Origin of the sequence: Pseudomonas urethralis (genome assembly GCF_021602465.1) — a bacterium.
Lineage (GTDB): Bacteria > Pseudomonadota > Gammaproteobacteria > Pseudomonadales > Pseudomonadaceae > Aquipseudomonas > Aquipseudomonas vlassakiae.
The window spans coordinates 168,799-193,811 of sequence record NZ_BQIJ01000011.1; the positions used below are offsets into that span (position 1 = coordinate 168,799).

Sequence of the window (25,013 nt, forward strand, 5' to 3'; positions counted from 1 at the left end):
CAGCGTGTTTGGCGATAAGCACTGTTGCGCAAAAAGTAATGATCGCTGCGAAAAGCAATTAGACTTTGGCCGGAAACCCGCGTCCTTGAGCACTTGGCAAGCGAATGCCAAAGGTGTTGGCACCGGCAGCGCTACGCACGAAAACCTCCCCGCCATGCATCAACGCGATCGCCTTGACGATTGCCAACCCCAACCCGTGGTTGCCGCCGCCACTGTTGCTGCGCGCCGCATCCACCCGATAGAACCGCTCGAACAGCAGCGGCAGGTGCGCGTCATCAATGGCCGGCCCGGGGTTGCTCACGGCGATGCTGACCTGTTCAGGGCCTGCCTCGATATGAACATGAATGGCCTGGTGCGGCGCCGTGTGCTGCACGGCGTTGTTCAACAGGTTGATCAACGCCCGGCGCAGCTGGGCCTTTTCGATGGGCGCATAGGCGTCGCCGCTGACGGTGACGCTGACCTGAGCATCTTCGAGGATGTAGTCGAGGTAATCGAGGGTGGTGGCCACTTCCTCGGCCAGCGAGGCCTGGGTCAGGGCGGTGGCCTTGCTGCCCTGGTCGGCGCTGGCGAGGAACAGCATGTCGTTGATGATGCTGCGCAGGCGCTCCAGCTCTTCCAGGTTCGATTGCAGCACTTCGAAGTAATGCTCGGCGCTGCGCCCGCGGGTGAGGGCGACCTGGGTCTGGCCGATCAGGTTGGTCAGCGGCGAGCGCAGTTCGTGGGCAACGTCGGCGTTGAAGGCTTCCAGCCGCGAATAGGCCTGGCTGACCCGGTCCAGGGCGGCATTGAAGGCACCGGCAAACTGCGCCAGCTCCGGTGCCAAGTTGTGCGTCTGCAAGCGGCCATCCAGGCGCGGCGGTGCCAGTGCCTGGGCTTCATTGGACAGCGCCAGCAGCGGCCGCAGGCCGATGCGCGCCACCCAGTAACCCAGCGCCGAAGCCAGCAGCACACCGAGCACGGCCAGGCCGACAATGGCCACCAGCAGGCTGTGCTGGGCCTGCCAGAAGGTCTCGGTGTCGATGCCGATCAGAAAGCGCAGCGGCGGGCGCTCGCCCAGGGCCGGCAGTTCGCTGACCAGCACCTTGTACGGGTAGAGGTGGTCGGGCAGGTGCAGGTCGCGCATGCCCTGCGGGCCTTCGGCAAAGGCGCGGACCAACTCGCTGGGCTGGCCGTACTCGTAGGCCGGGTTGCTGCTGACCACCCAGAAGCGGATGCGCTTGTCTTCCTCGCTGAGCAGGTTGAGCTTGTTGTTGATCTTGGCCCAGTGCTCGGGCGTGCCGAAGCGGTTGAGGGTGGACTCCAGCACGCTGAAACGCGCATCCAGTTCGGCCGCCGGCAGCAGGTCGAGGCTGCGGTCGACCTGGCGGTACAGCGCCGAGCCGATCAGCACGAACACCCCCAGCGCCACCAGGATGAACAGCGCCGACAGGCGCAGGGCGATGGAGTTAAGCGGCGCGGTTTTCCAGGACATAACCCATGCCTCGGATGGTGTGCAGCAGTTTGTTGTCGAACGGCCCGTCGAGCTTGGCGCGCAGGCGCTTGATCGCCACCTCGACGACATTGGCGTCGCTGTCGAAGTTGATGTCCCAGACCAGCTCGGCAATAGCGGTCTTGGAAAGGATTTCGCCCTGGCGCCGGGCCAGCACGCTGAGCAGCGAGAATTCCTTGGCGGTGAGTTCCAGGCGCTGGCCGGCGCGGCTGGCCTTGCGCGCCATCAGGTCGATCCACAGGTCGCCGACCTGGATCTGCAACGGTTCGTGGGTGCTGCTGCGGCGCGTCAGGGCCTGCAGCCGGGCAACCAGTTCAAGGAAGGAGAACGGCTTGCCCAGGTAATCGTCGGCGCCTTCGCGCAGGCCATGGATGCGGTCTTCGACGCGCTCGCGGGCGGTGAGCATGATCACCGGCGTCTGCTTGCGCGCCCGTAGTGCGCGCAGTACGCCGTAGCCGTCCAGGCCCGGCAGCATCACGTCGAGCACGATCACTGCGTAGTCGCCTTCAAGAGCCAGGTGCAAGCCATCGATGCCATCGCGCGCAAGGTCGACGGTAAAGCCCTGCTCGGTCAGGCCGCGGTGCAAGTAGTCGGCGGTTTTTTCTTCGTCTTCGATGATCAGCACACGCATGGTCTTGTCCTAGCTGGCACTTGGCGCCGCCGCACGGGCGGCCTGGCGGCGATGGAACAGGCGCTCCAGGGCCAAGTATATGACCGGGGTGGTAAACAGTGTCAGCGCCTGGCTCACCAGCAAACCGCCGACCACGGCGATGCCCAGTGGTTGGCGCAGCTCGGCGCCGGCGCCAAAGCCGAGCATCAGCGGCACCGCGCCGAGCAAGGCGGCGAGGGTGGTCATGATGATCGGCCGGAAGCGCGTCAGGCACGCCTGGTGTATCGCCTGTTCGGGTGTCATGCCCTGGTGGCGCTGGGCTTCGAGGGCGAAGTCGATGAGCAGGATGCCGTTCTTCTTGACGATACCGATCAGCAGCACCACGCCGATCAGGCCCATGATGCTGAAGTCCTGGCCCATGCCCCAGAGCAGTATCAACGCCCCGAGCCCGGCCGAGGGCAGGGTGGAGATGATGGTCAGGGGATGGACGAAGCTCTCGTAGAGCACGCCGAGGATGATGTACACCGCCACCAGCGCGGCGAGAATCAGCCAGGGTTGGCTTGCCAGGGAACTCTGGAAGGCCTGGGCCGCGCCCTGGAAATTGCCACTGATCGAGTCGGGCATGCCCAGTTCGCGCTGGGTGCGTTCGAGGATCGTCACCGCATCGCCCAAGGCCACGCCGGGGGCCAGGTTGAACGACAGGTTGGCGGCCGGGAACAGGCCGTCGTGGCTGATCGACAGCGGGCCGGTACTGGGTGACGCGACATGCGCCAGGGCAGAAAGCGGCACCATCTGGTTGGTCAGCGGCGAGCGCAGGTAGAAGAAGTTCAGGCTCTCGGCCTTGCCGCGCTGCCTGGCGTCCAGCTCGAGGATCACCTTGTACTGGTTGGTCTCGGTCTGGAATTCGCTGATCTGCCGCTGACCGAAGGCATCGTACAGCGCCTGGTCGACATCCGTGGTGGTCAGGCCGAAACGCGCCGCAGCCTGGCGGTCGATGTCGATGCGGGTGACGCTGGCGCCCAGTTGCAAGTCATTGGACAGGTCGCGGAACACCGGGTTTTCCCGCAGGCGGTCGGTCAGGCGCTGGGTCCACAGATTCAGGGCCACGCCGTCGTTGCTCTTGAGCACGTACTGGTATTGGGTGCGCGACGGGCCGGAACTGAGGTTGATGTCCTGGCCGGCACGCATGTACAGGACGATGCCCGGTACCTGCGCCAGTTTCGGCCGCAGGCGGTCGATCAGCTCGCTGGCCGACACGTCGCGCTCACCGCGTGGCTTGAGAGCGATCCAGAAACGGCCATTGGCGATGGTCTGGTTGCTGCCGGTGACCCCCACCGAATGCGAGTACGCCTGCACTGCCGGGTCGTCACCGATGATCTTCGCCAGCGCCAGGTGCTTCTCGACCATCGACGGGTACGACACATCCGCCGCCGCCTCGGTGGTGCCAAGGATGAAACCGGTGTCCTGCAGCGGGAAGAAGCCCTTGGGGATGCCGACGTAACCGACTACCGCCAGGGCCAGGGTCACGCCGAACACGGCAAGGGTCAGGCGCTGGTGGGCAAGGGCACGGTCCAGGCCTTTTTCGTACCACTTCACCAGGCGCTCGCCGAAGCCACCGTGGTGCTCGCCGGGCGGGCGGCGCATGAACAGCGCGCACAAGGTGGGCGCCAGGGTCAGCGACACCATCACCGAGATCAGGATGGTCGAGGTGGCGGTCAGGGCGAACTCCTTGAACAGCCGGCCGACCACGCCGCCCATGAACAGCAGCGGGATGAACGCGGCGATCAGTGAGAAGCTGATCGACACCACGGTGAAGCCGATTTCCCCCGCGCCCTTGAGCGCCGCCGTGCGGCTGTCGTCACCGGCCTCCAGGTGGCGGTGGATGTTCTCCACCACGACGATGGCGTCGTCCACCACGAAGCCCACCGAGATGACGATGGCTACCAAGGTGAGGTTGTTGAGGCTGAAGCCCAGCACATACATCAGTGCGCAACTGGCGATCAGCGACACGCCGAGCACGCTGGACACCACCAGGGTCGCCGACCACTGGCGCAGGAACAGCGCCATCACCCCGATCACCAGGGCCACGGCGATCATCAGGGTCAGCTCCACCTCGTGCAACGAGGCGCGGATGGTCTGGGTGCGGTCCTGCAGCACCGACACTTCGATGGAGGCCGGGAGCATTTCCTGCAGCTTGGGCAGCGCCGCCAGCACCCGGTCGACGGTGTCGACGATATTCGCCCCGGGCTGGCGGAACACCACCAGGTTGAGCCCCGGCTGGTCACCGGACCAGGCTTTGACGTAAGCGTTCTCGGCGCCTTTGATGACCTTGGCCACGTCCTTGAGGTGCACCGGTGCGCCGTCGCGGTACGAAACGATGAGTTGCGCGTAGTCCTCGGGTTGGAACAGCTGGTCGTTGGCGGCGAGGGTCGAGACGCTGTGCTCGCCGTACAACGCGCCCTTGGCCAGGTTCAGGCTGGTTTGCTGGATGGCCAGGCGCACATCGGCCAGGGTCAGGCCGATGGCGGCGAGTTTTTCCGGCTGGGCTTGCACGCGGATGGCCGGGCGCAGCTGGCCGGTGATGTTGATCAGGCCTACCCCTTCGATCTGGCTGAGCTGGCGCGCCAGCAGGGTTTCGGCGTAGTCGCTGAGCTCATTGCCGGGCATCTGCGCGGAGCTGACGGTGAGCACCAGGACCGGGCTATCGGCTGGGTTGACCTTGCGCCAGGTCGGCGGGTTGGGCAGGTCCCGGGGCAGGCGTGCGGTGGCGGTGTTGATCGCCGCCTGGACTTCCTGGGCGGCGGTGTCGATGTTCTTGTCGAGGGTGAATTGCAGGATCAGCGTGGTCGAGCCCAGCGCACTGCTGCTGGTCATCTGGGTCATGCCGGGGATGGCACTGAACTGCACCTCCAGTGGCGTGGCCACCGACGATGCCATGGTTTCCGGGCTGGCTCCGGGCAGCTGGGTGGTGACCTGAATGGTCGGGAAATCCGCTTCGGGCAGCGGTGCCACCGGCAGCCTCGGGAAGGCGATGGCGCCCAGCAGCACCAGGGCGAAGGTCAGCAGCAGGGTGGCGATCGGGTGGTCGATGCACCAGGCGGATAGACCGTTGCGGGTATTCACGGCTGGCTCCCGCGCTCAGCCATTTCCACCGGTGGCGGGGCGTCCGGAGTAACCTCGACCCGCGAACCGGGCTTGAGCCGGGACTGGCCGTCGAGCACCAGCCGCTCGCCCTGGTTGACCCCGGCGATGATCGTCAGGCTGCTGTCCTGATACAGCACCTTGACCGGCACGCTGGTGACCTTGTCACCGTCCAGGCGGTAGACGAAGTGCCCGTCGACGCCGCGCTGCACCACTGGCGGCGGCACCACCAGGGCGTTTTCATCGACCGCGGTGCGCAGGCGGATGGTGACCAGTTGCCCTGGCCACAGGTGGCCGTCCTTGTTGTCGAACTCAGCCTTGACCCGCACCGTGCCGGTGTTGGCCGAGATCTGGTTGTCGATCAACGCCAGGTGGCCTTCGCCCAGCAGGTTGCGTTCGCCATCGGCGTCCATGTAGGCCTGCACCAGCGCCGGGCTTGGCGCCTTGAGCAAAGCCTGCAGGGTTGGCAGCATCTGTTGTGGCAAGGCAAATTCGACGGCGATCGGGTCGATCTGAGTGACGCTGAACAGGCCCTGGGTATCCGTGCTGCGCACCAGGTTGCCGGGGTCGACATTGCGGATGCCGACTCGTCCGGTCACGGGCGAGCGGATCTGCGTGTACGAAAGCTGCACCTCGGCATTGGCGATGGCCGCCTGGTTGCCCTTGACCGTGGCCTGCAGTTGGTTGACCAGGGCCTGTTGCTGGTCGAGGGTCTGCTTGGACACGCCGTCGTCGGTGCTGAGCAGGCGGTAGCGCTTGAGGTCGACGCCGGCCACCTGGAGCTGCGCCTGGCTCTGCCCGAGCTGGGCGCGGGCCTGGTCGAGGCTGGCGCGGATTGCCCGGTCATCGAGGGTGGCGAGCAGGTCGCCTTCCTTCACCCATTGACCTTCCTTGACCAGTACCTGGGTCAGCACGCCTTCGACCTGTGGTCGTACTTCGACGCTGTGCAGCGACAGCACCGAGCCGATGGCGCTGGCGTAGCGCGGCACGTCTTGCTGGGCGACGCTGACCACGCGCACCGGGATCGCCGCTGGCGCATGGGGGGTGGTGCTTTGCTGGCGCTGGCCATACCAGGTACCCACGGCCACCACGGCGAGCAGTGCCAACGCGGCGAGAAGGATGGAACGGGAAGGACGTCGCATCGGCGCGGGCACCTTGGCCAAGGGGTGGGAAAGGGAGGTGTGTATTGAAGCTTATAGCGCTGTGACCGGGTCGGCAGCGTGACCGCTGGCTGACAGCGGTGACAGGTTGGGTTTAGGTGAGGGTTCTGGCGCCTGGCTGGAGGTTGTTATGGGCTTTGGGGTGCCTGCGTTGAGTTTTATGGTGACGCTGAAATCGAGCGCCGCCCGCGCGGCGCATCGCGGGCAAGCCCGCTGCCACATCTGTTTCGGGCCAGTTATTCCTGTGCCGCCAACAGGGACCGCCTTGTTTGTATGGCGATGCATCTCGGTGGAAGCCGACAGGGTCCGGCGATGCATCTCGGCGGGCATAGATGCTGCTCCACCTGTCTCCAGTCATGCACCAAGGCGGTCCCTGTTGGCTTCACAGGAGAGATTGGCCCGAAACAGATGTGGGAGCGGGCTTGCCCGCGATGCGCCGCGCGGGCGGCGCTTGATCTCATAGGCGCTGAAGATGTGTTATGGCAAGCACCTCGTGGCCTAGAATCCAATTAAGGCATAGTAGACCGGCGCTTCAGCAGTGGTCCGCAACCCCCGAGCCCGCAACTCATTCACCAGCTCAGGCTGCTCCACATGCAGCATCCACTCAGCTCCGGTCACGGATGACGCCTGAGCCAGCGCCCCGGCAAACGCCGTCATCTCAGGCAAATAAGCGGTAAACCCATTGCCCTTGAGCGCGCTCGTGGTCATCCCCAGCGCCTCACAAATGGCCACCTTGGACGCAATATCATCCCGATCCGCCTGCCGCGAAGCCTGCACCAGCGCCAGCAGCGCCGGGTCCACCGGCAGCGAACCATGAATCAGCTCAGGCCCTTGTTCCCAGGCTTCGGGCGGGCAGTCCTTGTTCTCTGGGCGCAGCGGAATATGCGGATTGATCTCCACCGGGTAGATGCGGCAGACCAGCGGTCGGCTTTCATAGATGGTGCACAGGTCGTTGTCGTCGAGGTTGCGACAGCGCCCCGGGTTGAATGCAGCAAAAGTTACCGAAACGCGCACTTCGCTGCGGCCGCAAGGCACCGGATACGAGCGACGCAGCACATGCTCGCGCTGGTCCGCCGGCATACCCGGCCCATCGGTGACGAAGCCCTCGATCAAGACGATCACCTGGCCACCCGCTGCAGCCCACTGGCGGGCTTCGGCCAAGGTCAATGGCACATGGTGGCCAGTGCAGCACTTGCCACAACCGGTACAGGCAAAACGCAGGCTGTGGTTCACTTGGCGTCCGGGTTCCATTCGCTGATGAAGGCCTGCTGCTGCTTGCGGTCGTACAGGCACAGCTCGGTGCCGGTGCGTTGCTGCATGTGCTTCTGTGGATAAACCCCTTCGATCAGCAGGGCGCTGAAACCGACCTGGTCATCGAACTCGGCCGGTTTGCCGCGGGCGTGGGGATCCTTGAACTGGCTGGCCTTGAGGCAGGCCTTGAGCATCTGCTGGCGCTGCTCGTTCCAGGCCTGGCTGCTGGAGGCCTGGGCGACACCGCTGAACAGGGCGCAGGCGATCAGAAGAGAGTAGAAAAACTTCATTACGCGGTTCCGGCAATGGGTCCGATGGGGGCGAATTATGCCCGAGTCATCCCTGGCGGCAAGCCAGGGAGTTTGTCGCTGAATATGACAGCACGGGCTTCAGCGCTCGGCAAACACCACGGTCCGCGCCGCCGTCACCAGGCAGTCGGTCAGGTCGGGCGAGGAGAACTTGGTGAGGATGGCATTGGCCCCGGCCAGCTTGGCTTTCTCGCTGCTCATGGCGCTGTCCAGCGAGGTGTGCAGCAGGATGTAGAGGTGCTGGAAGTCCGGGGTCTCGCGAAGGGTACGGGTGAAGGCGTAGCCGTCCATCTCGGACATTTCGATGTCCGAGACGATGATGTTGATCTCTTGCGCAGTGCCCTGCAGCTCCAGCAGCACGTTCATCGCATCCTTGGCACTGCGCGCGGTGTGGCAGTCGATGCCGAGGTTGCGCAAGGTGTGCAGCGACTGTTGCAGCGCCACCTGGCTGTCGTCGACCACCAGGATGTTGGCGGCGGCCAACAGGCTGGCGTCTTCCTCGCTCAGCTCGCCCGGCTGTGGCTCCGGCTCGGGCGGGGCGATGCCGTGGATGACCTTCTCGATGTCCAGCACCTGCACCAGGGTGTTGTCGACCCGGGTCACGCCAGTGATGAATGACCGGTTGCCCGAGCCAAACGGTGGGGGCTTGATGTCGGTGCTCAGGCAATGGACGATGCGGCTTACCGCTTGCACGTGCAGCCCTTGGCGCGAGCGGCTGATCTCGGTGACGATCAGGCAGCCGCCGTCCGGGTCGGCCAGCGGGCGTTCGCCGATGGCCCGGGACAGGTCGATCACCGACAACGGGTTGCCGCGCAGGGTCGCCACGCCCTTCACGTGCGGGTGCGACTCGGGCAGTTTGGTCAGTGGCGGGCAGGGAATGATCTCGCTGACCTTGAGCAGGTTGATTGCCATCAGCTTGCCGCTGCGCAGGGTGAACAGCAGCAGCGACAGCGAGTCCGCGCGGGCATTTTGCGTGGCCATGGTGACCTTCGTGGGAAACGGGGAATGCCGGGTTATCGGCCTGATTTGGCGGCTCTTTAGCCCTTTGGTCAGTGCACCGATCAGCAGGTCGATGCAGCCCCAGTGGGAGCGGGTTCATCGAGGCGTCGAACCCGCTCCCACAGGGAGGCGCGTGAAGGCTCCGGTCAGCGTTCGCGCAGGGCTTCGCGGGCGCGGTTCAGCGGTTTGATCAGGTAATCGAGGATGGTTTTCTCGCCAGTGCGGATATCCACCGTGGCGATCATCCCCGGCACGATCGCGAAGTGCTTGCCGGCCTTGTTGGTCAGGCTGTCCTGTTCGGTGCGGATGAATACCCGGTAGTAATAGATTTCCGGTTTCACCTCGTCCTGCAGGGTATCCGGCGATATCCCCACGACCTTGCCGTCCAGCCCGCCATACACCGAGTAGTCGTAGGCACTGATCTTGACCTTGGCCGCCTGGTCGGGGTGGATGAAGGCGATGTCCCGTGGGGCGATGCGGGTTTCGATCAGCAGTCGCTCATCCATCGGCACGATCTTCATCACCTGCCCGCCAGGTTGCACCACGCCGCCCAAGGTGTTGACCTCGATATCCTTGACGATGCCGCGCACCGGCGAACGCAAGGTCAGGCGCGTCAGCGAATCGCTGCGCCCGCGGATCACTTCCGACAGGCTGTCGGCCTCGGCACTGGCCTTTGCCAGCTCCTCGCGCGCGCGCACCAGGTACTCGGAGCGGGCCTCGTTGGCCTTGAGCTCCAGTTCCGAGCGCTGGCGGTTCAGGCGGATCACCTCGACCCGGCTGGAGGCGCCCATCTTGGCCAGGTTCTCGGTGATCTTCAGCTCCGCGCGCACCAGCCGCAGCGAATCCTCGATGCCGGCCAGGGTCTGCTCCAGGCCACGGCGGCGGGTTTCGTACAGCGCCGTCTCGGCGTCGATCAGCTCGGGCGAATCGCGCAGGCTTTCCGGGAAGCTCAGTGGCTTGCCGGTGACCTCGGCACGCAAGCGCGCCACGCTGGCCTTGGCGGCACGGTACTTGGCTTCGCTCTCGCCAACACTGGAGGCGGTCTTGGTCGGGTCGAGCTGGGCGAGCACCTGGCCGCGTTCCACCAGGTCGCCTTCGGCCACGTTCATCTCGGCGACGATGCCGCCTTCGAACGACTGGATCACCTGTTCGCGTGAACTGGGGATCACCTTGCCGGTGCCGGTGGACACTTCGGTCACCTCGAACCAGGCCGCCCAGGCCAGGAACGCAGCGAGCATAAGTGCGCAAATTGTGATGATGCGCCCGGCGCGCAGCACCGCCTGGTCGTCCTGGCCGTCCAGGTACGAGGCGGGGAGTGGGTGGTTGCTCATGCCTGCGCTCCTTGTAGCTTGGCCAGGGCGGCGTCGCGTTTGTCGTCGATGACGATGCGCCCGGCGTCGAGCACGATGATGCGCTCCACACGCTGCAGCACGCTGAGGCGATGGGTGGCGATCACCAGGGTGCGCCCCTGGCAGAAGCGGTCGAGGTTATCCAGCAACTTGCGTTCGGTGACGTCGTCGAGCGAAGCGGTGGGTTCGTCGAGCAGCAGTACCTGCGGTTGGCGAACCAGCAAGCGCGCCAGCACCAGGGCTTGGCGCTGCCCTCCGGACAGGCCTTGGCCGCCTTCGAGGATCAGGTGGTCGAGGCCCTTGGGCAGGTGGCGGACGAACTCCAGCGCACCGGTGGCCGCCAGCGCGGCGACCAGTTCCTGGTCGCTGGCCTGGCCGGCGCCGAGGGTGAGGTTTTCCCGCAGGGTGCCGTGGAACAGCCGGGCATACTGGGCCAGCAGGCCGACGTCACGGCGCAGGTCGGCCGGGTCGAGGTGCGCCATGGCGATGCCATCGAGGCTGACTTCGCCCTGGCTCAGGTCCATGGCGCCGCCCAGCGCCTGCAACAGGGTCGATTTGCCGGCGCCGTTGCGCCCGAGCACGGCGATGCGTTCGCCAGGCTGGATGTCGAGCTGGCCGATGCTCAGCACCGGTGGTGCTTCCGGGCTGTAGCGGAAGGTGGCCTGGCGCAGCACATATTCGCCACGGATCGCTGGCAGGTGTACGCGGGCCTCGCCTTCCGGATGGTCGACCGGCGACTGCATCAGCTTGTCCAGGCCCTGCAGGGCCACCTTGGCCTGTTGCCAGCGGGTCAGCACATGGGTCAGCTGCGCCAGCGGCGCCATCATCCGTGACGACAGCATCGAGGCGGCCACCAGGCTACCGGTGGTGAGGTCGCCGGCGATCACCATCGGCGCACCGATCACGATGACCACGGCAAACACCGCGCCCTGGACGTTCTGGGTCCAGGTGACCAGGCCGTTGGTCAGGGTGCGCAGGTGCAGGCTGGTGTGCGCGCAGGCGGCGTTGTACTGGTTCCACTGGCGCTCGAAGCGCGCCTCGGCCTGTAGCGCCTTGATTTCGTCCAGGCCCTGGATGCTTTCCACCAGCATCGCGTTGCGCAGCGACGACTCGCGCATCGAGGCATTGGCCAGGGCGGCCAGACGCCGCTGCGCCAGCAGGCCCGGGATGACCATGGCCAGCAGTGCCACCAGCGGGATGAAGACCAGTACCCCGCCGATCAGCCAGAACACCAGCAGGAACAGCAGGAAGAACGGCAGGTCGGCCAACGCGGTGGCGGTGCTCGAAGTGATCAGGTCACGGATCGACTCCAGCTCGCGCAGCTGCGAGATGAACGAGCCGGTGGATTTCGGCCGTGCCGAATTGCGCAGGCGCAGCGCATGGCCGTAGACCAGGTCTGACACCCGCAGGTCGGCACGCTTGCCCAGCAGGTCGGTGACCTTCAGCCGCAGCAGGCGCATGCTGAAGTCGAACACCAGCGCCAGCACCACGCCGCCGAACAGCACGTACAGGGTTGGCAGGGACTCGGCGGGGATCACCCGGTCGTACACTTGCATCGAAAACAGCACGCCGGCCAGGGCCAGCACGTTGGCCACCAACGAGGCGACCATCACCTGGCCGTACGGGCGCAGGTCGCGCAGCACGATGCGGGTGAACCAGTGGCGATCGTAGGGTGCGGTGTAGTCGTCGGTGCGCACATCGCGCAGCGGCCGTGCCGGGCGCATCAAGGCCACGCGGTTGATGCGCCCGTCGAGCGCTTCGCGGGGCAGGCGCGAAGTCAGGCGCTGGTCGCCGGCGAACACCACCGCCAGCTCGTTTTCCTCGGTCACTGCCTCGACCGTGGCCAGCTGGCCATCGTCCAGCTCCAGCACCAGCGGCGTGCGCCACTGGCGCAGGGCCTTGGCGTCGTAGCGCACGAAGCGCAAGGTCAGCCCGGCCTGGCGCGCCATGTGCCGGAGGATTTCATCCAGCGGGCGCGCATCCTCGGCCGCCGCCAGGCGGATGCGCTGGGGCGAGACGTCCAGGCGATAGTGATGAGCCACCTGCAGCATCACTTCCAGCCAGGGGCCGAGATCAGGGCGATGCGGCGCAGCCGGTTGCGGATTCTGCGCCTGACCGGCCTGGGTCAGCTTGACGGTGTCGTTCATGGCTCGATTTCCACCCCTTGCAGGTTGCGCCCTTCCAGCCCGAAGGCGGTACGCAGGGCGCCGGAGTTGTACAGGCAGTCGACATCCAGGCGCAGCAGGTCGGAGCGGGTGCCGGCGAGTTCGAAGCGTGACTGGTAGATCTCCTGCTCGGCGTTGAGCAGGTCGAGCAAGGGGCGGGTGCCCAGGTCCAGGTACTGCCTGCCATACAGTTCGCGAGCTTCCTGGATGCTGGCCTGGCGCGCCTCCAGCGAAGTCAGGCGCCGGCTCAGGCCGGAGGTCTGCGCCATGGCCTCGGCCAGGCCGCGGCGGGCCTGCAGGCGCGCCGCGTCTTCGGCGGAGTCGGCGGCGCTCAGGGCATGGCCGGCGGCGCGGCTGCGGGCGCTGATCGCGCCCCCCTGGTAGATGGGTACCTCGACGTTCAGGTAGATGCCCGCCTGGGTGCGGTCGAGGCTTCGGTTGTCGCGGTTGTAGTCATTGTCCAGGTAGTGGTTGACCTGCGGTTGCAACGATAGCGTGGGGTAGGCTTCGGCCTTGGCCTGGGCCAGTTCGGCCTGGGACTGGGCGCGCAAGGCCAGGGCCATCAGTACGGCTGGCAGCCGGTCACTACTGCCTGAAGAACGCTTGCACGCCTGATTCAGCTCCGGTGGCGTTTGCTCGGCCAAGGCCGGTGGTGCTACGCGGCCGAGCAGTTCGGCCAGGGTCGAACGCCAGCGTTCGTACTGCGACTGGTATTCCTCGAGGGTGGCGCGGGCGCCCTCGACCCGCGACTCGGCCTGGACCACATCGGAGCGGGTGCTGGCGCCCATGTCGCTGCGCTGGCGGGCCATGCCGGCGATGTCGCCGACGCCGCGGATCTGGTCACGGGCGATGGCCATCAATTGTTCGTAGCGGCGGGTTTCGATCCAGGCGTAGGCGGTGTCGCGGGCGAGGTCGTCGACCACCAGCAGGATATTGGCCTGGGCCCGCGTGGCGGCGGCCTGGGCGGCGCTGACGGCATTGTCGACCTTGCCGAAGTCGTAAAGCATCTGCTTCAACGACAGGTTCAATGCCTGGCTGTTGCGGTCGCCGCCGTAGCCGGTGTCATAGCCGGTGCGCAGACCACCGGAGATTTGCGGGTAGTAACCGGCACGGGCGACGTTGATGCCTTCGCCCTGCTTGTAGAGGTTACCGACCGCTTCGGCGATGCTCGGGTGCCACTGCGCCGCAGTCAGCACGGCCTCGGCCAGCCCGAGGCGGTCGCCATTGCTGGCGGCCTGGCCGGAAGGCGGGCGAGCGGGGATGGCATCGGGCGCGTCGCGCATCAATGACGGCCCGATGGTGCGCAGTCTGGGGTCTATGTCGTCGGCTGCCAGGGCAACCGGGTTCAGGTTCAACGCCAGGAGCCCGAAGGCCCCCAGCCACAGCGGTGACAGCGGACTGCGTCGCTTCACGAAATTCCCTTACTGCTGTTCATCCTTGCCGCCGGGCGATGTGCCCGGCGGATTGCAGCGGCCTCAAACGACATGGATGCCGTTCTGCACCCACAGGTGATGGCTCGGATCTTCCTGGGCCGTGTATTGGTTATAGTCGATGCCGTCGGCGGTCTGGTTCCCGACCAGGGTCCAGTTGTCCGTCAGGTGCACCGAATCCTTGTCATCCCCCTTGATGATCAGCGTGTCGTTACCGGCTTCGGTGATTGCCACCACGTCCGCCAGGTTGAGGGTCAGCGCCACTGCACTGGTGTCGTTGAGGTCGATCACCTCGATGTTGTGGATACGGCTGGCCAGGTTGCCGAGGTCGATGCTGGCATCGCCGCCGCCCCACAGCAGCGTGTCGGTACCGCTGCCGCCATCGACGCTGGCGAAGTTCTGGTCGACCACTTCGAGGGTGTCGTTGCCTGCGCCGCCTTCCAGGCTGATGTGCCCGCCCTGGCTGCCGACCAGGTGGTCGTTGCCATCGGTGCCGGCGAGCACTTCACTGGATGCAGCGGCCGCAACGCTGGCCACCGCGCCGCTGCCGTCGCTGGTGTCGGCCACCAGTGCCGAGAAGGTGGTGACGCTGGCGGCGTTGTCCAGGTTGACGGTCAGCGTGGCGGTATCGGTGGTGCCGTTAGGGTGGGTCAGTTCATAGGTGAAGGTGTCGTGCTGGCCGATCACTGCCGAGGTCAGCCCGCTGTTGAGGGTGTAGGTGTAGCTGCCGTCTGCATGCACCAGCAGCGTGCCGTAGGTACCGGCCACGCTGACCCCGTTGTAGCCGGGGATGGCATAGGTGCCGGCGGCCGTCAGTACACTCAGCACGGTCAATGCCGAACCCAGGTTGTCGGTACCGGTCGGGTCGGTGATCAGGTTGCCGCTGGCCACCGTGGCGCTGCTGACCACGAACTCGGTGAGGTGCGTGGTGGTGGTATTGAGGCTGGTGGTGATCGAACTGGCCAGGCCGATGCCACCGGCACTGACCACGATATGGTAGGTACCGGCGCCCTGGTTCTGGAAGGTATAACCTGCGCCCCCGCCAAGCAGGCTGACCAGCGAACTGCCGCCGACCGTCTGCACCACCACATACTGGCCGGTGGTGGTGTTGAGCTTGAGCAGTTGGATGGTGGTGCCGTTGAGCAGGCTCAACAGGTTGGCGGAGTTGACCACCACTTGCAGGTTGGCCGTGGTGTCGGCGGCCACCGTGGTGGTGTAGGTGGCCGAGCGCGAGCCGACCAGCGGCAGGGTCAGCGAGCCAAGGGTGGCGCTGCTGCTGTCAACCCGGTTGGCCAGCGTGATGCTGCTGCTGTCGACGTCATTGACCGCATCCACCACCGTGGCCGGCGCGCTGAGGTTGCTGTCGTTCCAGGTTTCCGTGGCCTGCGGGCTGTCGATGCGCACGTAGAGGTTGGCCGCGGAGGTCAGCCCGTTCGGGTGCACCAGCTCGTAGCTGAACACGTCCACCTTGCCGACGCTCGCCGGGCTGCCGTTGGGGGTGTAGGTGTAGCTGCCGTCGGCGTGGATCACCAGGGTGCCGTACTGGCCCTGCACCGTGGTGCCCGCGCCACTGGCGGCGTTCACGTAGCTGCCGTTGACCAGGATCTTCAGCACGGCGCCGCTGTCCGGGCCGAGCGAGTCGACCGCGCCATTGGTGCCCGGGTCGGTGATGACGTTGCCCGAGGCGGCGGTGCCGGTGCCGGTGAACTGGGTCAGGCTGGTGGCGTCGATGTCCAGGCTGGTGGTGACCTGGGTCACCAGGCCGATGCCGCCGCTGGCCACGGTCAGGCGGTAGTCGCCGGCCTGCAGCTTGCCGATGTCCACCTGCAGCCCCAGCGGCAGCACGATCAGGTCGAGCAGCCCCTGGGTGTTGCCGGTGGCGATGGTCACCCAGGCGCCGCTGGCGTTCTTCACCTGCAGGGTGAAGGTGGAGTTGTTGAGCAGCGCCAGCACGCTGTTGGTGGTCAGCGTCAGGGTCGGATCGGCCGTGGTGCCAGCCGCCACTGTCCAGGTGTAGGTCTTGCTGAAGCCCGACAGCAAGGTAGTGAAGCTGTCGGTGTAGGTGGTGGTGGCGGTGACCGGCGCCAGGTTGACGGTGGCGGTGGCCAGGTTGTTGCTGGCGATGACCGGGGCGTTGGCATCGACGTCCGGTGCGGTGATGTTGACGTTGCCGGAGACGTTGCTGCGGGGGTCGGTCAAGGTCACCGACAGCACCTGGCCGTTGTCCTGGGCTGGGCTCAGGGTCACGGTGAAGGTGCCGTTGGCCTGCACCACGGCGGTTTGCAGCACGGTCCCGCTGGCGCTGCGCACGGTCACCGTGGCGCCGACCTCGCCGGTACCGGTGAGGGTGGTGCCATCGGCGCTGATCACCAGATTGCTGGCGTTGGCCGGTGGGGTCAGGTCCGGGGCGGTCAGCGCTGTGGCGGTCGAGGTGTTGCCCGCGGCATCGGTGAGGGTGACGGTGAGCGCCTGGAAGTTGACCTGCGCCGTGTTCAGGCTGACCACGTACAGGCCGTTGCTGCCCACCGTGGCGGTGCCGAGCACGGTACCGGCGCTGTTGCGAACCGTCACTGTGCTGCCGATTTCGCCGGAGCCGCTGACCGAGGTGCCGTTGGCGTTGATGGCCGCCACTGGAGCGGTCGGCGCAGTGGTGTCGGGCGCGGTGATGGCGGCGCTGCCGGATACGTTGTTGCCGGCGTCCGTCTGGCGCACGACCAGGGCCTGGCCGTTGTTCTGGGTGCTGGTCAGGGTGACGCTGAAGGTGCCATCGCCCTGCACGATGGCGGTACCGACCGTGCCACTGGGGCCTTGCACGGTGACGGTCGCGCCCGGCTCGCCGTTACCGGTGAGCACGGTGCCTGCGCCATTGATCGCCAGGTTGGTGGGTGCCAGCGGCGCCTGTGTATCCGGCGCGGTGTAGCTGGTAGCGCCGGAGACGTTCAGCGCGGCGTCAGCCTGGGTCAGGCTCAGTACCTGGCCGTTGAGCTGGGCGCTGCTGAGGTTGATGCTGAACGCTCCCGCGCCGTTGACCAGGCCACTGCCGAGCACGTTGCCGGCAGCATCGCGCACCGTCACCGTGGCGCCGGCTTCACCGGTACCGGTCAGCACCAGGCCGTTGGCCGACAGCGCGCTGACCACCGGGTTGGCCGGCGCGGTGATGTCGGCTGCGGTGACGAACACCGGTTGCGACTCACCCCCCAGCAGCGATACCGACGTCACCGACAAATGCTGCCCGTTGAGCTGGGCGGCGCTCAGGGTGATGGAGAAGCCACCGTTGCCGATGTTGGCCAGACCGCTGCCGATCAGGTTGCCGGCGGCGTCGTAGACACGGATGGAGGTGCCGGTGGCGGCCGTCCCCGTGAGAGTCAGGCCGTCGGCGGCCAGTGTCGCGCTGACGGGTGGCTCCGGTGGCGGCACCAGCGGTGTCACAAAGGTCGCCACGGCGGAGGTGTTGTTGGCTGCGTCGGTCTGGGTGACGGCCAGGGAAGCTACTGAACCCGGGGCCGGTTGCAGGTTGATCGAGAAGTTGCCGCCGGCGTCGACCAGGCCGGTACCAATGACCACGCCACCAAAGCTGACGCTGACGCGGGCGCCGGCTTCGCCACGCCCGGTGAGGATGTCGTAGTTGTTGCTGATGGCGAGGTTGGTCACGACCGCAGGCGGTGAGGTGTCGGCGGTCTGGTACTGGGCGGGGGTCGACGTGTTGCCGGCGCTGTCGGTGGCGATCACCGTCAGCAACTGGCCGTTGTTCTGCGCCGAACTCAGGGTCACGGTGAAGTTGCCGCCCACTGGCACGGTGACGGTACCGACCACCGTGCCGGACGGATCACGCACGCTGATGACGCTGCCCACCTCACCGGTGCCGCTGAGCAAGGTACCGTTGCCGGTCAGGGTGAGGTTGGCCGGCTGAGCAGGTGGGGTCAGGTCAGGTGCGGTCAGTTGCAGCGCTGCAGAAGGATTGCCGGTGGCATCCTGGGCAATCACGCTGAGCACCTGGCCGTTGATTTGCGCTGAGGTCAGGTTGAGCACGAAGGTGCCATCGGGGTCGATGGTACCCTGACCGAGCAAATTGCCCTGGCTGTCCATCACGCTGACCCGTGCCCCGGCTTCACCGGTACCGACCAGCTGGGTGCCGCTGCCGTTGAGGCTCGCCACCACGGTGGCCGGCGGCGTGCTATCGAGCGCAATCACGGTGCTGATCGGTGAGACGTTGCCGCTGGCGTCTGCGAGGGTGACCTGCAGGGTCTGGCCGTTGAGCTGGGGCGCGCTGAGGTTGACCACGAAGGTACCGTTGGGCCCGACCGTGGCAGTGCCGATTTCGGTGGTCCCGGCATAGACACGCACGGTGCTGCCCGCTTCACCGGTACCGCCGAGCTGGTCGCCAGCGGCGTTGAGCCGCAGGTCGAGCGCCGCGGCTGGCGGCGTCAGGTCCGGGGCGTTGATCGTGACTGGCTCGCTGATGTTGCCGGGTGGGTCGGCCTGCTGCACCGACAGCACCTGCTGGTTGATCTGTGCAGGGCTGAGTTCGACCCGGAAGCTGCCGTCGGCGAGCACCGTGGTAGTGCCCAGCAGCACGCCGGCTGCGTTGTTCACGGTGACCGTCGCGCCAGGCTCACCGCGGCCAATGACCACACTGCCGTCGGCATTGATGACTACGTTGGTCAGCACGTCTGGCGGCGTGAAGTCCGGGGTCTGCAGGGTAGCGACCGGCGACAGGTTACCGGCGCCGTCGGTCTGGGTGAAGCTCAGCACCTCGGCGTTGCCCAGGGCCGGGTTGAGGGTCAGGGTGAAGTGGCCGCTGGCGTCGACCAGCGCCGTGCCGATCTGCTGGCCGGCCGGGTTGGTCACGATCACCGTGGCCCCGGCTTCGCCACGCCCGGTGATGGTCACACCATCGCTGGAGATGGCCAGTTCGCTGGGCGCAGTCGGCGGTGTGGTATCGGGTGCGGTGATCGGGCTGGCGCTGGACTGGTTGCCGGCGGCATCGGTCAGCACCACCTGCACGGCCTGGCCGTTGGCCTGTGGTGGGTTGAGGGTGACCTGGAAGCTGCCGTTGCTCATCACCGTGGCGGTGCCCAGCACGGTGCCGTCGGCGGCGATGACTTTCACCGCGGTATTGGCTTCACCGGTACCGTTGAGCAGGCTGCCGCCACCGGCGAATGCCAGATTGGCCGGCGCAGCCGGCGCAGTGATGTCCGGTGCGGTGAGGCTGACGCTGTTGGACTCGTTGCCGGCGACGTCAGTCTGCGCGGCGCTGAGTTGTTCGCCGTTGAGCTGGGCGGCGGAGAGGTTGACGCTGAAGTTGCCGTCGGCGCCCACTACGGCAGTGCCCAGGGCGACCCCGCCGATACCGAGCACGGTCACGGTGGCCCCTGGCTCACCGTGGCCAGTGAGCACCAGGCCGTCGTTGGACAGCGCCAGGTTGCTCAGCGGTTGCGGCGCAGTGGTGTCCGGCGCCTGCAGCTCGGCCGGCAGCGACGTGCTGCCGGCCGTGCCGGTGGCACTGACCTGGAGGATCTCGCCGTTGGCCTGGGCGCTGCCGAGGGTGACGCTGAAGGTGCCGTCGTTGTTGACCGGGGCGCTGCCCAGCAGCACCCCGTTGGGGCCCACCACGCTGACCGTGCTGCCCGTTGGGGCCCACCACGCTGACCGTGCTGCCCGGTGTGGCGATACCGGTGACCACCAGGCCGTCCGCGGAGAGCACCAGGCTGCCGGGAACATCGGGTGCGGTATTGCCCGGCGCGGTGACGTTTTGTACCGGCGAGGTGTTGTTGGCGGCGTCAACCTGCACCACCGCGAGGTTCTCACCCACCGTTGCAGCCGGGGCGAGGGTGACCGAGAAGCGGCCGTCGCTGCCGACCAGGGCCGTGCCCAGCGCGGTGCCGTCCGGTGCGCGCACGGTGACCGTGGCGCCAGCCTCGCCGGTGCCAGTCAGGGTGGCACCATCGGCCGAGACGGCCAAATGGGCGACAGCGGCTGGAGGCGTTGTGTCGGCTGCGGTGTAGGCGGCCACGGGCGAGACGTTGCCGGCGGCATCGGTGGCGGTCACCTGCAAGGCCTGGCCGTTGGTCTGCGGGCTGCTCAGGGTGACCTGGAAGGTACCGTTGGCGGCAGCCACCGTGGTGCCCAGCACATTGCCCGCCGCATCGCGCACGGTGACCGTGCTGCCGGATTCGGCACTGCCGCTCAGTTGCAGGCCGCTGCCAGCCAAGGCCAGGGCGGTGGGCGCCGCAGGCGGAGTATGGTCGGGGGCCGTCACCGTCACGGCGGCAGAGGTGTTGTTGCCAGCGTCGGTCTGGGTCACGCTCAGGCGCTCGGCATTGAGCTGCGCGCTGGTGAGGGTGAGGGTGAAGCTGCCGTTGGCGGCCACCACACCGGTGCCGATGATGGTGCCGTCCGGGCCACGCACAGTCACCGAGGCGCCGGCTTCACCCAGGCCAGTGAGGGTCAGGCCGTTGTTGTTGAGCACCACGTTGGTCAACGCCGCCGGGGCACTCAGGTCGTTAGTGACGACAGTGACCGCTGGCGAAGTGTTGCCCGCAGCATCCAGCTGGGTCACGCCGAGGGCCTGGCCAGTGGCTTGCGAGGTGGCGAAGGTGACGGTGAAGCGCCCGTCGGCGCCCACGGTGGTAGTGCCCAGCACGGCTCCGCTGGCATCGCGGACCTGCACCGTGGCGCCTACTTCACCGCTGCCGGACAGCTGCCGGCCATCGTTGCTGAGCGTTGCGTTGGTAACGGCCGCCGGTGGCGTGCGGTCTGGGGTCGCCAGGCTGGCCGGGCCGGACACGTTGCCAGCGGCATCGCTGAGGGTGACCTGCAGTGCGCCGCCGGTGGTCTGTGCGCTGGGCAGGGTGATCTGGAACTGCCCGCTCTGGTTCACCGTACCGGTGGCCAGCACGGCGCCGCTGGCGTCGCGCACGGTCACCAGTGCACCGGCTTCGCCCTGGCCGCTGACCACGGTGGCGGCGCTGTTCAGGCTGAGGCCGGTGGCGACATTCGGGGCTTGCAGGTCAGGTGCCTGCTGTGTGGCAGCGAGCGACACGTTGCCCGCAGCGTCGGCCTGGGTGATGGTGAGGTATTGCGCATTCACCTGCGCCGGCACCAGGTTGATATAGAACAGGCCGTTGCTGCCGACGGTGCCGGTGCCGACCACGGTGCCGTTGGCGTCGGTCACGCTCACGCTCGCGCCGACTTCACCATGGCCGGTCAAGGTGGTGCCGCTGCGGTTGATGGCAACCTGGGTCGGCGCATCGGGCGGGGTGGTGTCGGCTGCGACGATGGTCGCCGGCAGCGAAGGGGCGCCGCTGGCCGATGCGCGGGCGCTGACGTGCAGGGTCTGGGCGTTGAGCTGGGCATTGGCGAAGAAGATGCGGAAGATGCCGTCGCTGCCCACCGTGCCGGTGCCCAGGGTGGTGCCGGCGGAGGTGACGGTGATCAGCGAGCCGACCGTGCCTTGGCCGGTGAGCAGGAAGCCATCGGCGCTGATGGCCAGGTTGGTGGGCGCTGCGACTTCGCTGCCGTCCGGTCCGTTGACGGTGACCGCGGTTTCGTTGTTGCCGGTGTCGTGGACCACGAGTTGCACGCTGTCGCCGGCAACCAGCGGTGGATTGACCTGAACCTGGAAGGTGCCATCCGGGTTGACCGTGGCGGTGCCCAGTTCGGTGCTGCCGTCGCGCACGATGACCGTGGTACCGGGTTCGGCAGTACCGCTGATGAGGCTGCCATCCGGGCTGACCGCGATGTCGGTGGCTGGAGCCGGTGGTGAGGTGTCGGCGGCCGTGACGCTGGTCGGCTCGGTGCTGTTGCCGGCGACATCGGCGACCACCACGGTCACCGTCTCGCCGTTGATCAGGGCAGGGGACAGCGGCACGCTGAAGCTGCCGTCGGCGTTGACCAGGACTGTGGTTTCGACGCCTGTCGGGCTGATCACGGTGACCGAAGCCGCGCCGGGCGCATTGCCGGTCAGGGCCAGGCCATCCGCGCTGATCGCCAGGTCCGTGGGTTGTGCGGGCGGGGTGAGGTCTGGCGCGGTCGCTTGTGCGGCGCCGGAGGTATGGCCTTGTGGGTCGGTCTGGGTAACGTTGAGGGTCTGGCCGTCCAGCTGCAACGGGCTCAGTGCGACACTGAAGCTGCCACTGGCGGGGACCACCACGCTGCCCAATAGCTGCCCGGCGCTGTTGCGCACTTCAACGGTGGCACCGGGCTCACCGGTGCCTTGAACAAGGCTGCCGTCGGCGCTGACCAGCAGCCCGCCCGGGGCTGCGGGGGCGCTGCTGTCGTCGGCGGTGAACGGCGCCGACGGCGAGGCGTTGCCAGCGGCGTCGATGAGCACCACCGAGACGGTTTCACCGCTGGTTTGCGCAGGTGTCAGGGTAACGCTGAAGGTACCGTCGTTGTCGACCACGCCGCTACCGAGCAGCTGCCCGCCGGCACCGCGGACTTCCACGGTGGCGCCCGCTTCGCCCTGACCCGTGAGGGTGATGCCATCGGCGCTGAGGCCGAGGCCTTGGGCGGGGAGAGGCGCTTCGCGGTCACTGGCGGTCAAGGTCTCGGCAGGGGAGGGGTTGCCGGCGCCATCGGTCTGGACCACCGTCAGCACCTGGCCATTGAGTTGGGGTGGGTCGATGGTCACACGGAAGCTGCCGTCGGCTTCGACCGTAGCGGTGCCCAGCACTGCGCCACCAGCGCCGGTCACCCGTACCTGAGCGCCGGGTTCGCCGCTGCCGGTGAGCACCGTGCCGTCGGTCGACAGCGCAAGGCCTGTGGTGATCGCCGGCGCCTGGCTGTCCGGCGCCGTCAGGTCGACGGCGGCCGAGACGTTGCCGGTCGGGTCGCGTTGCTCGACGGTCAGGGCCTGGCCATTGGTCTGGGTGGGGCTCAGGGTAACCTGGAAACTGCCGTCGCCGTTGACCAGGGCAGTGCCCAATACAGTGCCGTTCGGGCCGCGTACGGTAACGGTGGCGCCGGGCTCGCCAGTGCCGGAGACGCTGCTGCCGGTGCCGTCGATGCTGGGGTTGCTCACAGCTTGCGGCGGCGTGGTGTCGGGGGCGGTGAAGCTGACCGGGCCGGCGCTATTGCCCAGCGTGTCGGTGGCTTCGACGCTCAGTTGTTCACCGTTGCGCTGGGGCACGTTGAGGGTGACGTCGAATTGCCCGTTGGCGGCTACGATGGCCGTGCCCAGAACGCTACCGTCGGCGGCGCGCACGGTGACGATCGAGCCCGCTTGGCCGGCACCGGTGAGATGCAGGCCGGTGGCGTCGACGGCCAGCGCCGAAGGTTGCAGCGGGCCATCCAGGTCGGGCGCGGTGAGGGTGGCGGTGGAGCTGTTGCCAGCGGCGTCGCGCAGCACCACGTCAAGCTCCTGGCCGTTGACCTGGGCGGGCGACAGGGTGACGGCGAAGTAACCGTTGGCTCCGACTGTAGCGGTGCCCAGCACCGTACCCTGCGCATTGGTGACCTGCACGGTGGCGCCGACCTCGCCGCGGCCGGTGAGGGTAATGCCGTCGGCCGCCAGGTTCAGGTCACTGGCCTGGTTTGGCGGGGTGATGTCCGGGGCGTTGATCTGGCTCGGCAACGAACTGTTGCCGTCGGCGTCGATGGCCACCACGTCGAGCAGTTCGCCATTGGCCTGGGCCGGTGTGAGGGTGATGGTGAAGGTGCCATCGTTACCCACCTGTACGCTGCCGATCACCGCGCCATTGGCATCGCGTACTTCCACCAGGCTGCCCACCGGGGCGGTGCCGCTGATGGACGTGCCGTCGGCGGCCAGTACCAGCCCGGCAGGGCTCTCTGGCACTGCAGTGGCAGGGACGATCACGGTGAGCTCGAGCGAAGCGTTGCCGGCGGCGTCGGTCTGCACCAGCACGATGCGGTCAGCGGCACTGACCGGGGCGTTGAGGTCGACCAGGAAGGTGCCGTTGGCCGCGACGACACCGGTGCCGATCACCGCGCCGTTGGCATCACGCACTTGCACCGTTGCACCCGGCTCGCCGCGGCCACTGATGACCAGGCTGCCAGCACCGACTATGACGTTGCTGATGATTGCCGGTGGGGTGATATCAGGTGCGGTGTAATCAAGCGGCGTCGAGCTGTTGCCCGCGGCATCGGTGACGGTGATGGCCAGGTGTTCGCCATTGGCCTGGGCAGGGTCGAGGGTGAGGCTGAAGCTGCCGTCTGGCTGGACGATGGCGCTGCCGATCAGGTTGCCATTGGCATCGCGAACCTCTACCCGTGCGCCCGCTTCGGCGCTGCCGGTCAGGGTTACGCCGTTGGCCAGGCTGAGCCCGCTGGGTTGCGTTGGCGCCACCAGGTCCGGGGCAGTCAGGGGGCTTGGCGTCGAAACGTTGCCGGCGGCATCGGTAAGGGTGACCTGCAGCGATGAGCCATCGACCACGGGCGAGGTCAGTTGCAGGGTGAAGCTGCCATCGGGTTGCACGGTACCGGTGCCGATCAGTTGACCTTGGTCGTTCAGCACGTTGACGGTCGCACCGACTTCGCCACGGCCCGACACGGTGCGCCCGTCGGCGCTGATGATCACATTGCTGGCCGGCGCGGGTGGTGTGGTGTCGCCGCCGCTGCCAACGCCGTCGTTCGGTGCGGTGATTGCGGTGGCGCTGGAGACATTGCCGGCAGGGTCGGTGACCGTGACTTGCAAAGGCTGACCATCGGTCTGCGGCGGTTGCAGGGTGACGCTGAATTGCCCGTCGGCGCCGGCCACGGCAGTTCCCAGCACGGTGCCGTCGGCACCGCGCACCTGAACGGTCGAACCTGGCTCGGCGCGGCCGGTGACGGTATTGCCTTGCGGGTCTATCGCCAGTTGCGCCGGTGCGGTAGGCGGGGTGATGTCCGGGGCTGTCACCGTACCCGCCTGCGAGGTGTTGCCTGCGGCATCGGTCTGCGAGACAGCCAGGTTTTCGCCGTTGGCCTGCGGGGTGTTCAGGGCGATATCGAAGCTGCCATCGGCATTCACCGTGCCGCTGCCAATCAGATTGCCGGCAGCATCGAATACATTCACCGTGGCGCCCGCTTCACCACGCCCGCTCAGGCGCAGGCCATCGGGCGAAACCAGCAGGTCGATGGGGGTTGCCGGTGCCGTGGTGTCGCCCGGCGTG

General features: G+C 67.1%; 11 protein-coding genes and 1 pseudogene. All 12 read right to left on the reverse strand.

Translation table 11 applies throughout. The annotated features are described in order from the left end of the window. Window positions 1-58: 58 nt before the first annotated feature. Window positions 59-1,471 carry a heavy metal sensor histidine kinase gene (locus tag L6D64_RS18685; protein ID WP_176506822.1) on the reverse strand — a complete coding sequence of 471 codons (1,413 nt, stop codon included), beginning with the start codon at window positions 1,469-1,471 and terminating at the stop codon, window positions 59-61. Continuing rightward, a complete protein-coding gene (locus L6D64_RS18690) occupies window positions 1,446-2,120 on the reverse strand; it encodes a heavy metal response regulator transcription factor (RefSeq protein ID WP_099814267.1) in 675 nt (224 codons plus the stop codon). The genes L6D64_RS18685 and L6D64_RS18690 overlap by 26 nt, the downstream gene beginning before the upstream one ends. Before the next feature lie 9 nt (window positions 2,121-2,129). Further along, complete coding sequence (locus L6D64_RS18695) at window positions 2,130-5,222, reverse strand: multidrug efflux RND transporter permease subunit (RefSeq protein ID WP_176506821.1); 3,093 nt, start codon at window positions 5,220-5,222, stop codon at window positions 2,130-2,132. Further along, window positions 5,219-6,382 (reverse strand): efflux RND transporter periplasmic adaptor subunit, encoded by a 1,164-nt coding sequence (locus tag L6D64_RS18700; protein ID WP_176506820.1) that lies wholly within the window; start codon window positions 6,380-6,382, stop codon window positions 5,219-5,221. The genes L6D64_RS18695 and L6D64_RS18700 overlap by 4 nt, the downstream gene beginning before the upstream one ends. A 516-nt stretch (window positions 6,383-6,898) precedes the next feature. After that, on the reverse strand, window positions 6,899-7,633 hold the full coding sequence (locus L6D64_RS18705) for a YkgJ family cysteine cluster protein (RefSeq protein WP_176509538.1): 735 nt from the start codon (window positions 7,631-7,633) through the stop codon (window positions 6,899-6,901). Next, entirely contained in the window at window positions 7,630-7,941 is a 312-nt protein-coding gene (locus L6D64_RS18710) for a hypothetical protein (RefSeq protein WP_176509539.1), read from the reverse strand. The genes L6D64_RS18705 and L6D64_RS18710 overlap by 4 nt, the downstream gene beginning before the upstream one ends. Before the next feature lie 99 nt (window positions 7,942-8,040). Next, complete coding sequence (locus tag L6D64_RS18715) at window positions 8,041-8,940, reverse strand: chemotaxis protein (protein WP_176509540.1); 900 nt, start codon at window positions 8,938-8,940, stop codon at window positions 8,041-8,043. A 164-nt stretch (window positions 8,941-9,104) separates the two neighbouring features. Beyond that, window positions 9,105-10,289, reverse strand: a complete 1,185-nt coding sequence (locus L6D64_RS18720; protein ID WP_176509541.1) for an HlyD family type I secretion periplasmic adaptor subunit — start codon at window positions 10,287-10,289, stop codon at window positions 9,105-9,107. Further along, entirely contained in the window at window positions 10,286-12,454 is a 2,169-nt protein-coding gene (locus L6D64_RS18725) for a type I secretion system permease/ATPase (protein ID WP_176509542.1), read from the reverse strand. The genes L6D64_RS18720 and L6D64_RS18725 overlap by 4 nt, the downstream gene beginning before the upstream one ends. Then, complete coding sequence (locus tag L6D64_RS18730) at window positions 12,451-13,884, reverse strand: TolC family outer membrane protein (RefSeq protein WP_176509543.1); 1,434 nt, start codon at window positions 13,882-13,884, stop codon at window positions 12,451-12,453. Before L6D64_RS18730 ends, L6D64_RS18725 begins: the two co-directional genes overlap by 4 nt. Window positions 13,885-13,947: 63 nt before the next feature. Beyond that, window positions 13,948-19,512, reverse strand: a complete 5,565-nt coding sequence (locus L6D64_RS28580; RefSeq protein WP_373874249.1) for a BapA/Bap/LapF family large adhesin — start codon at window positions 19,510-19,512, stop codon at window positions 13,948-13,950. Between the two features lie 187 nt (window positions 19,513-19,699). Further along, a pseudogene (locus L6D64_RS28585) lies at window positions 19,700-24,979 on the reverse strand (Ig-like domain-containing protein); the annotation flags it as partial. Window positions 24,980-25,013: the final 34 nt, after the last annotated feature.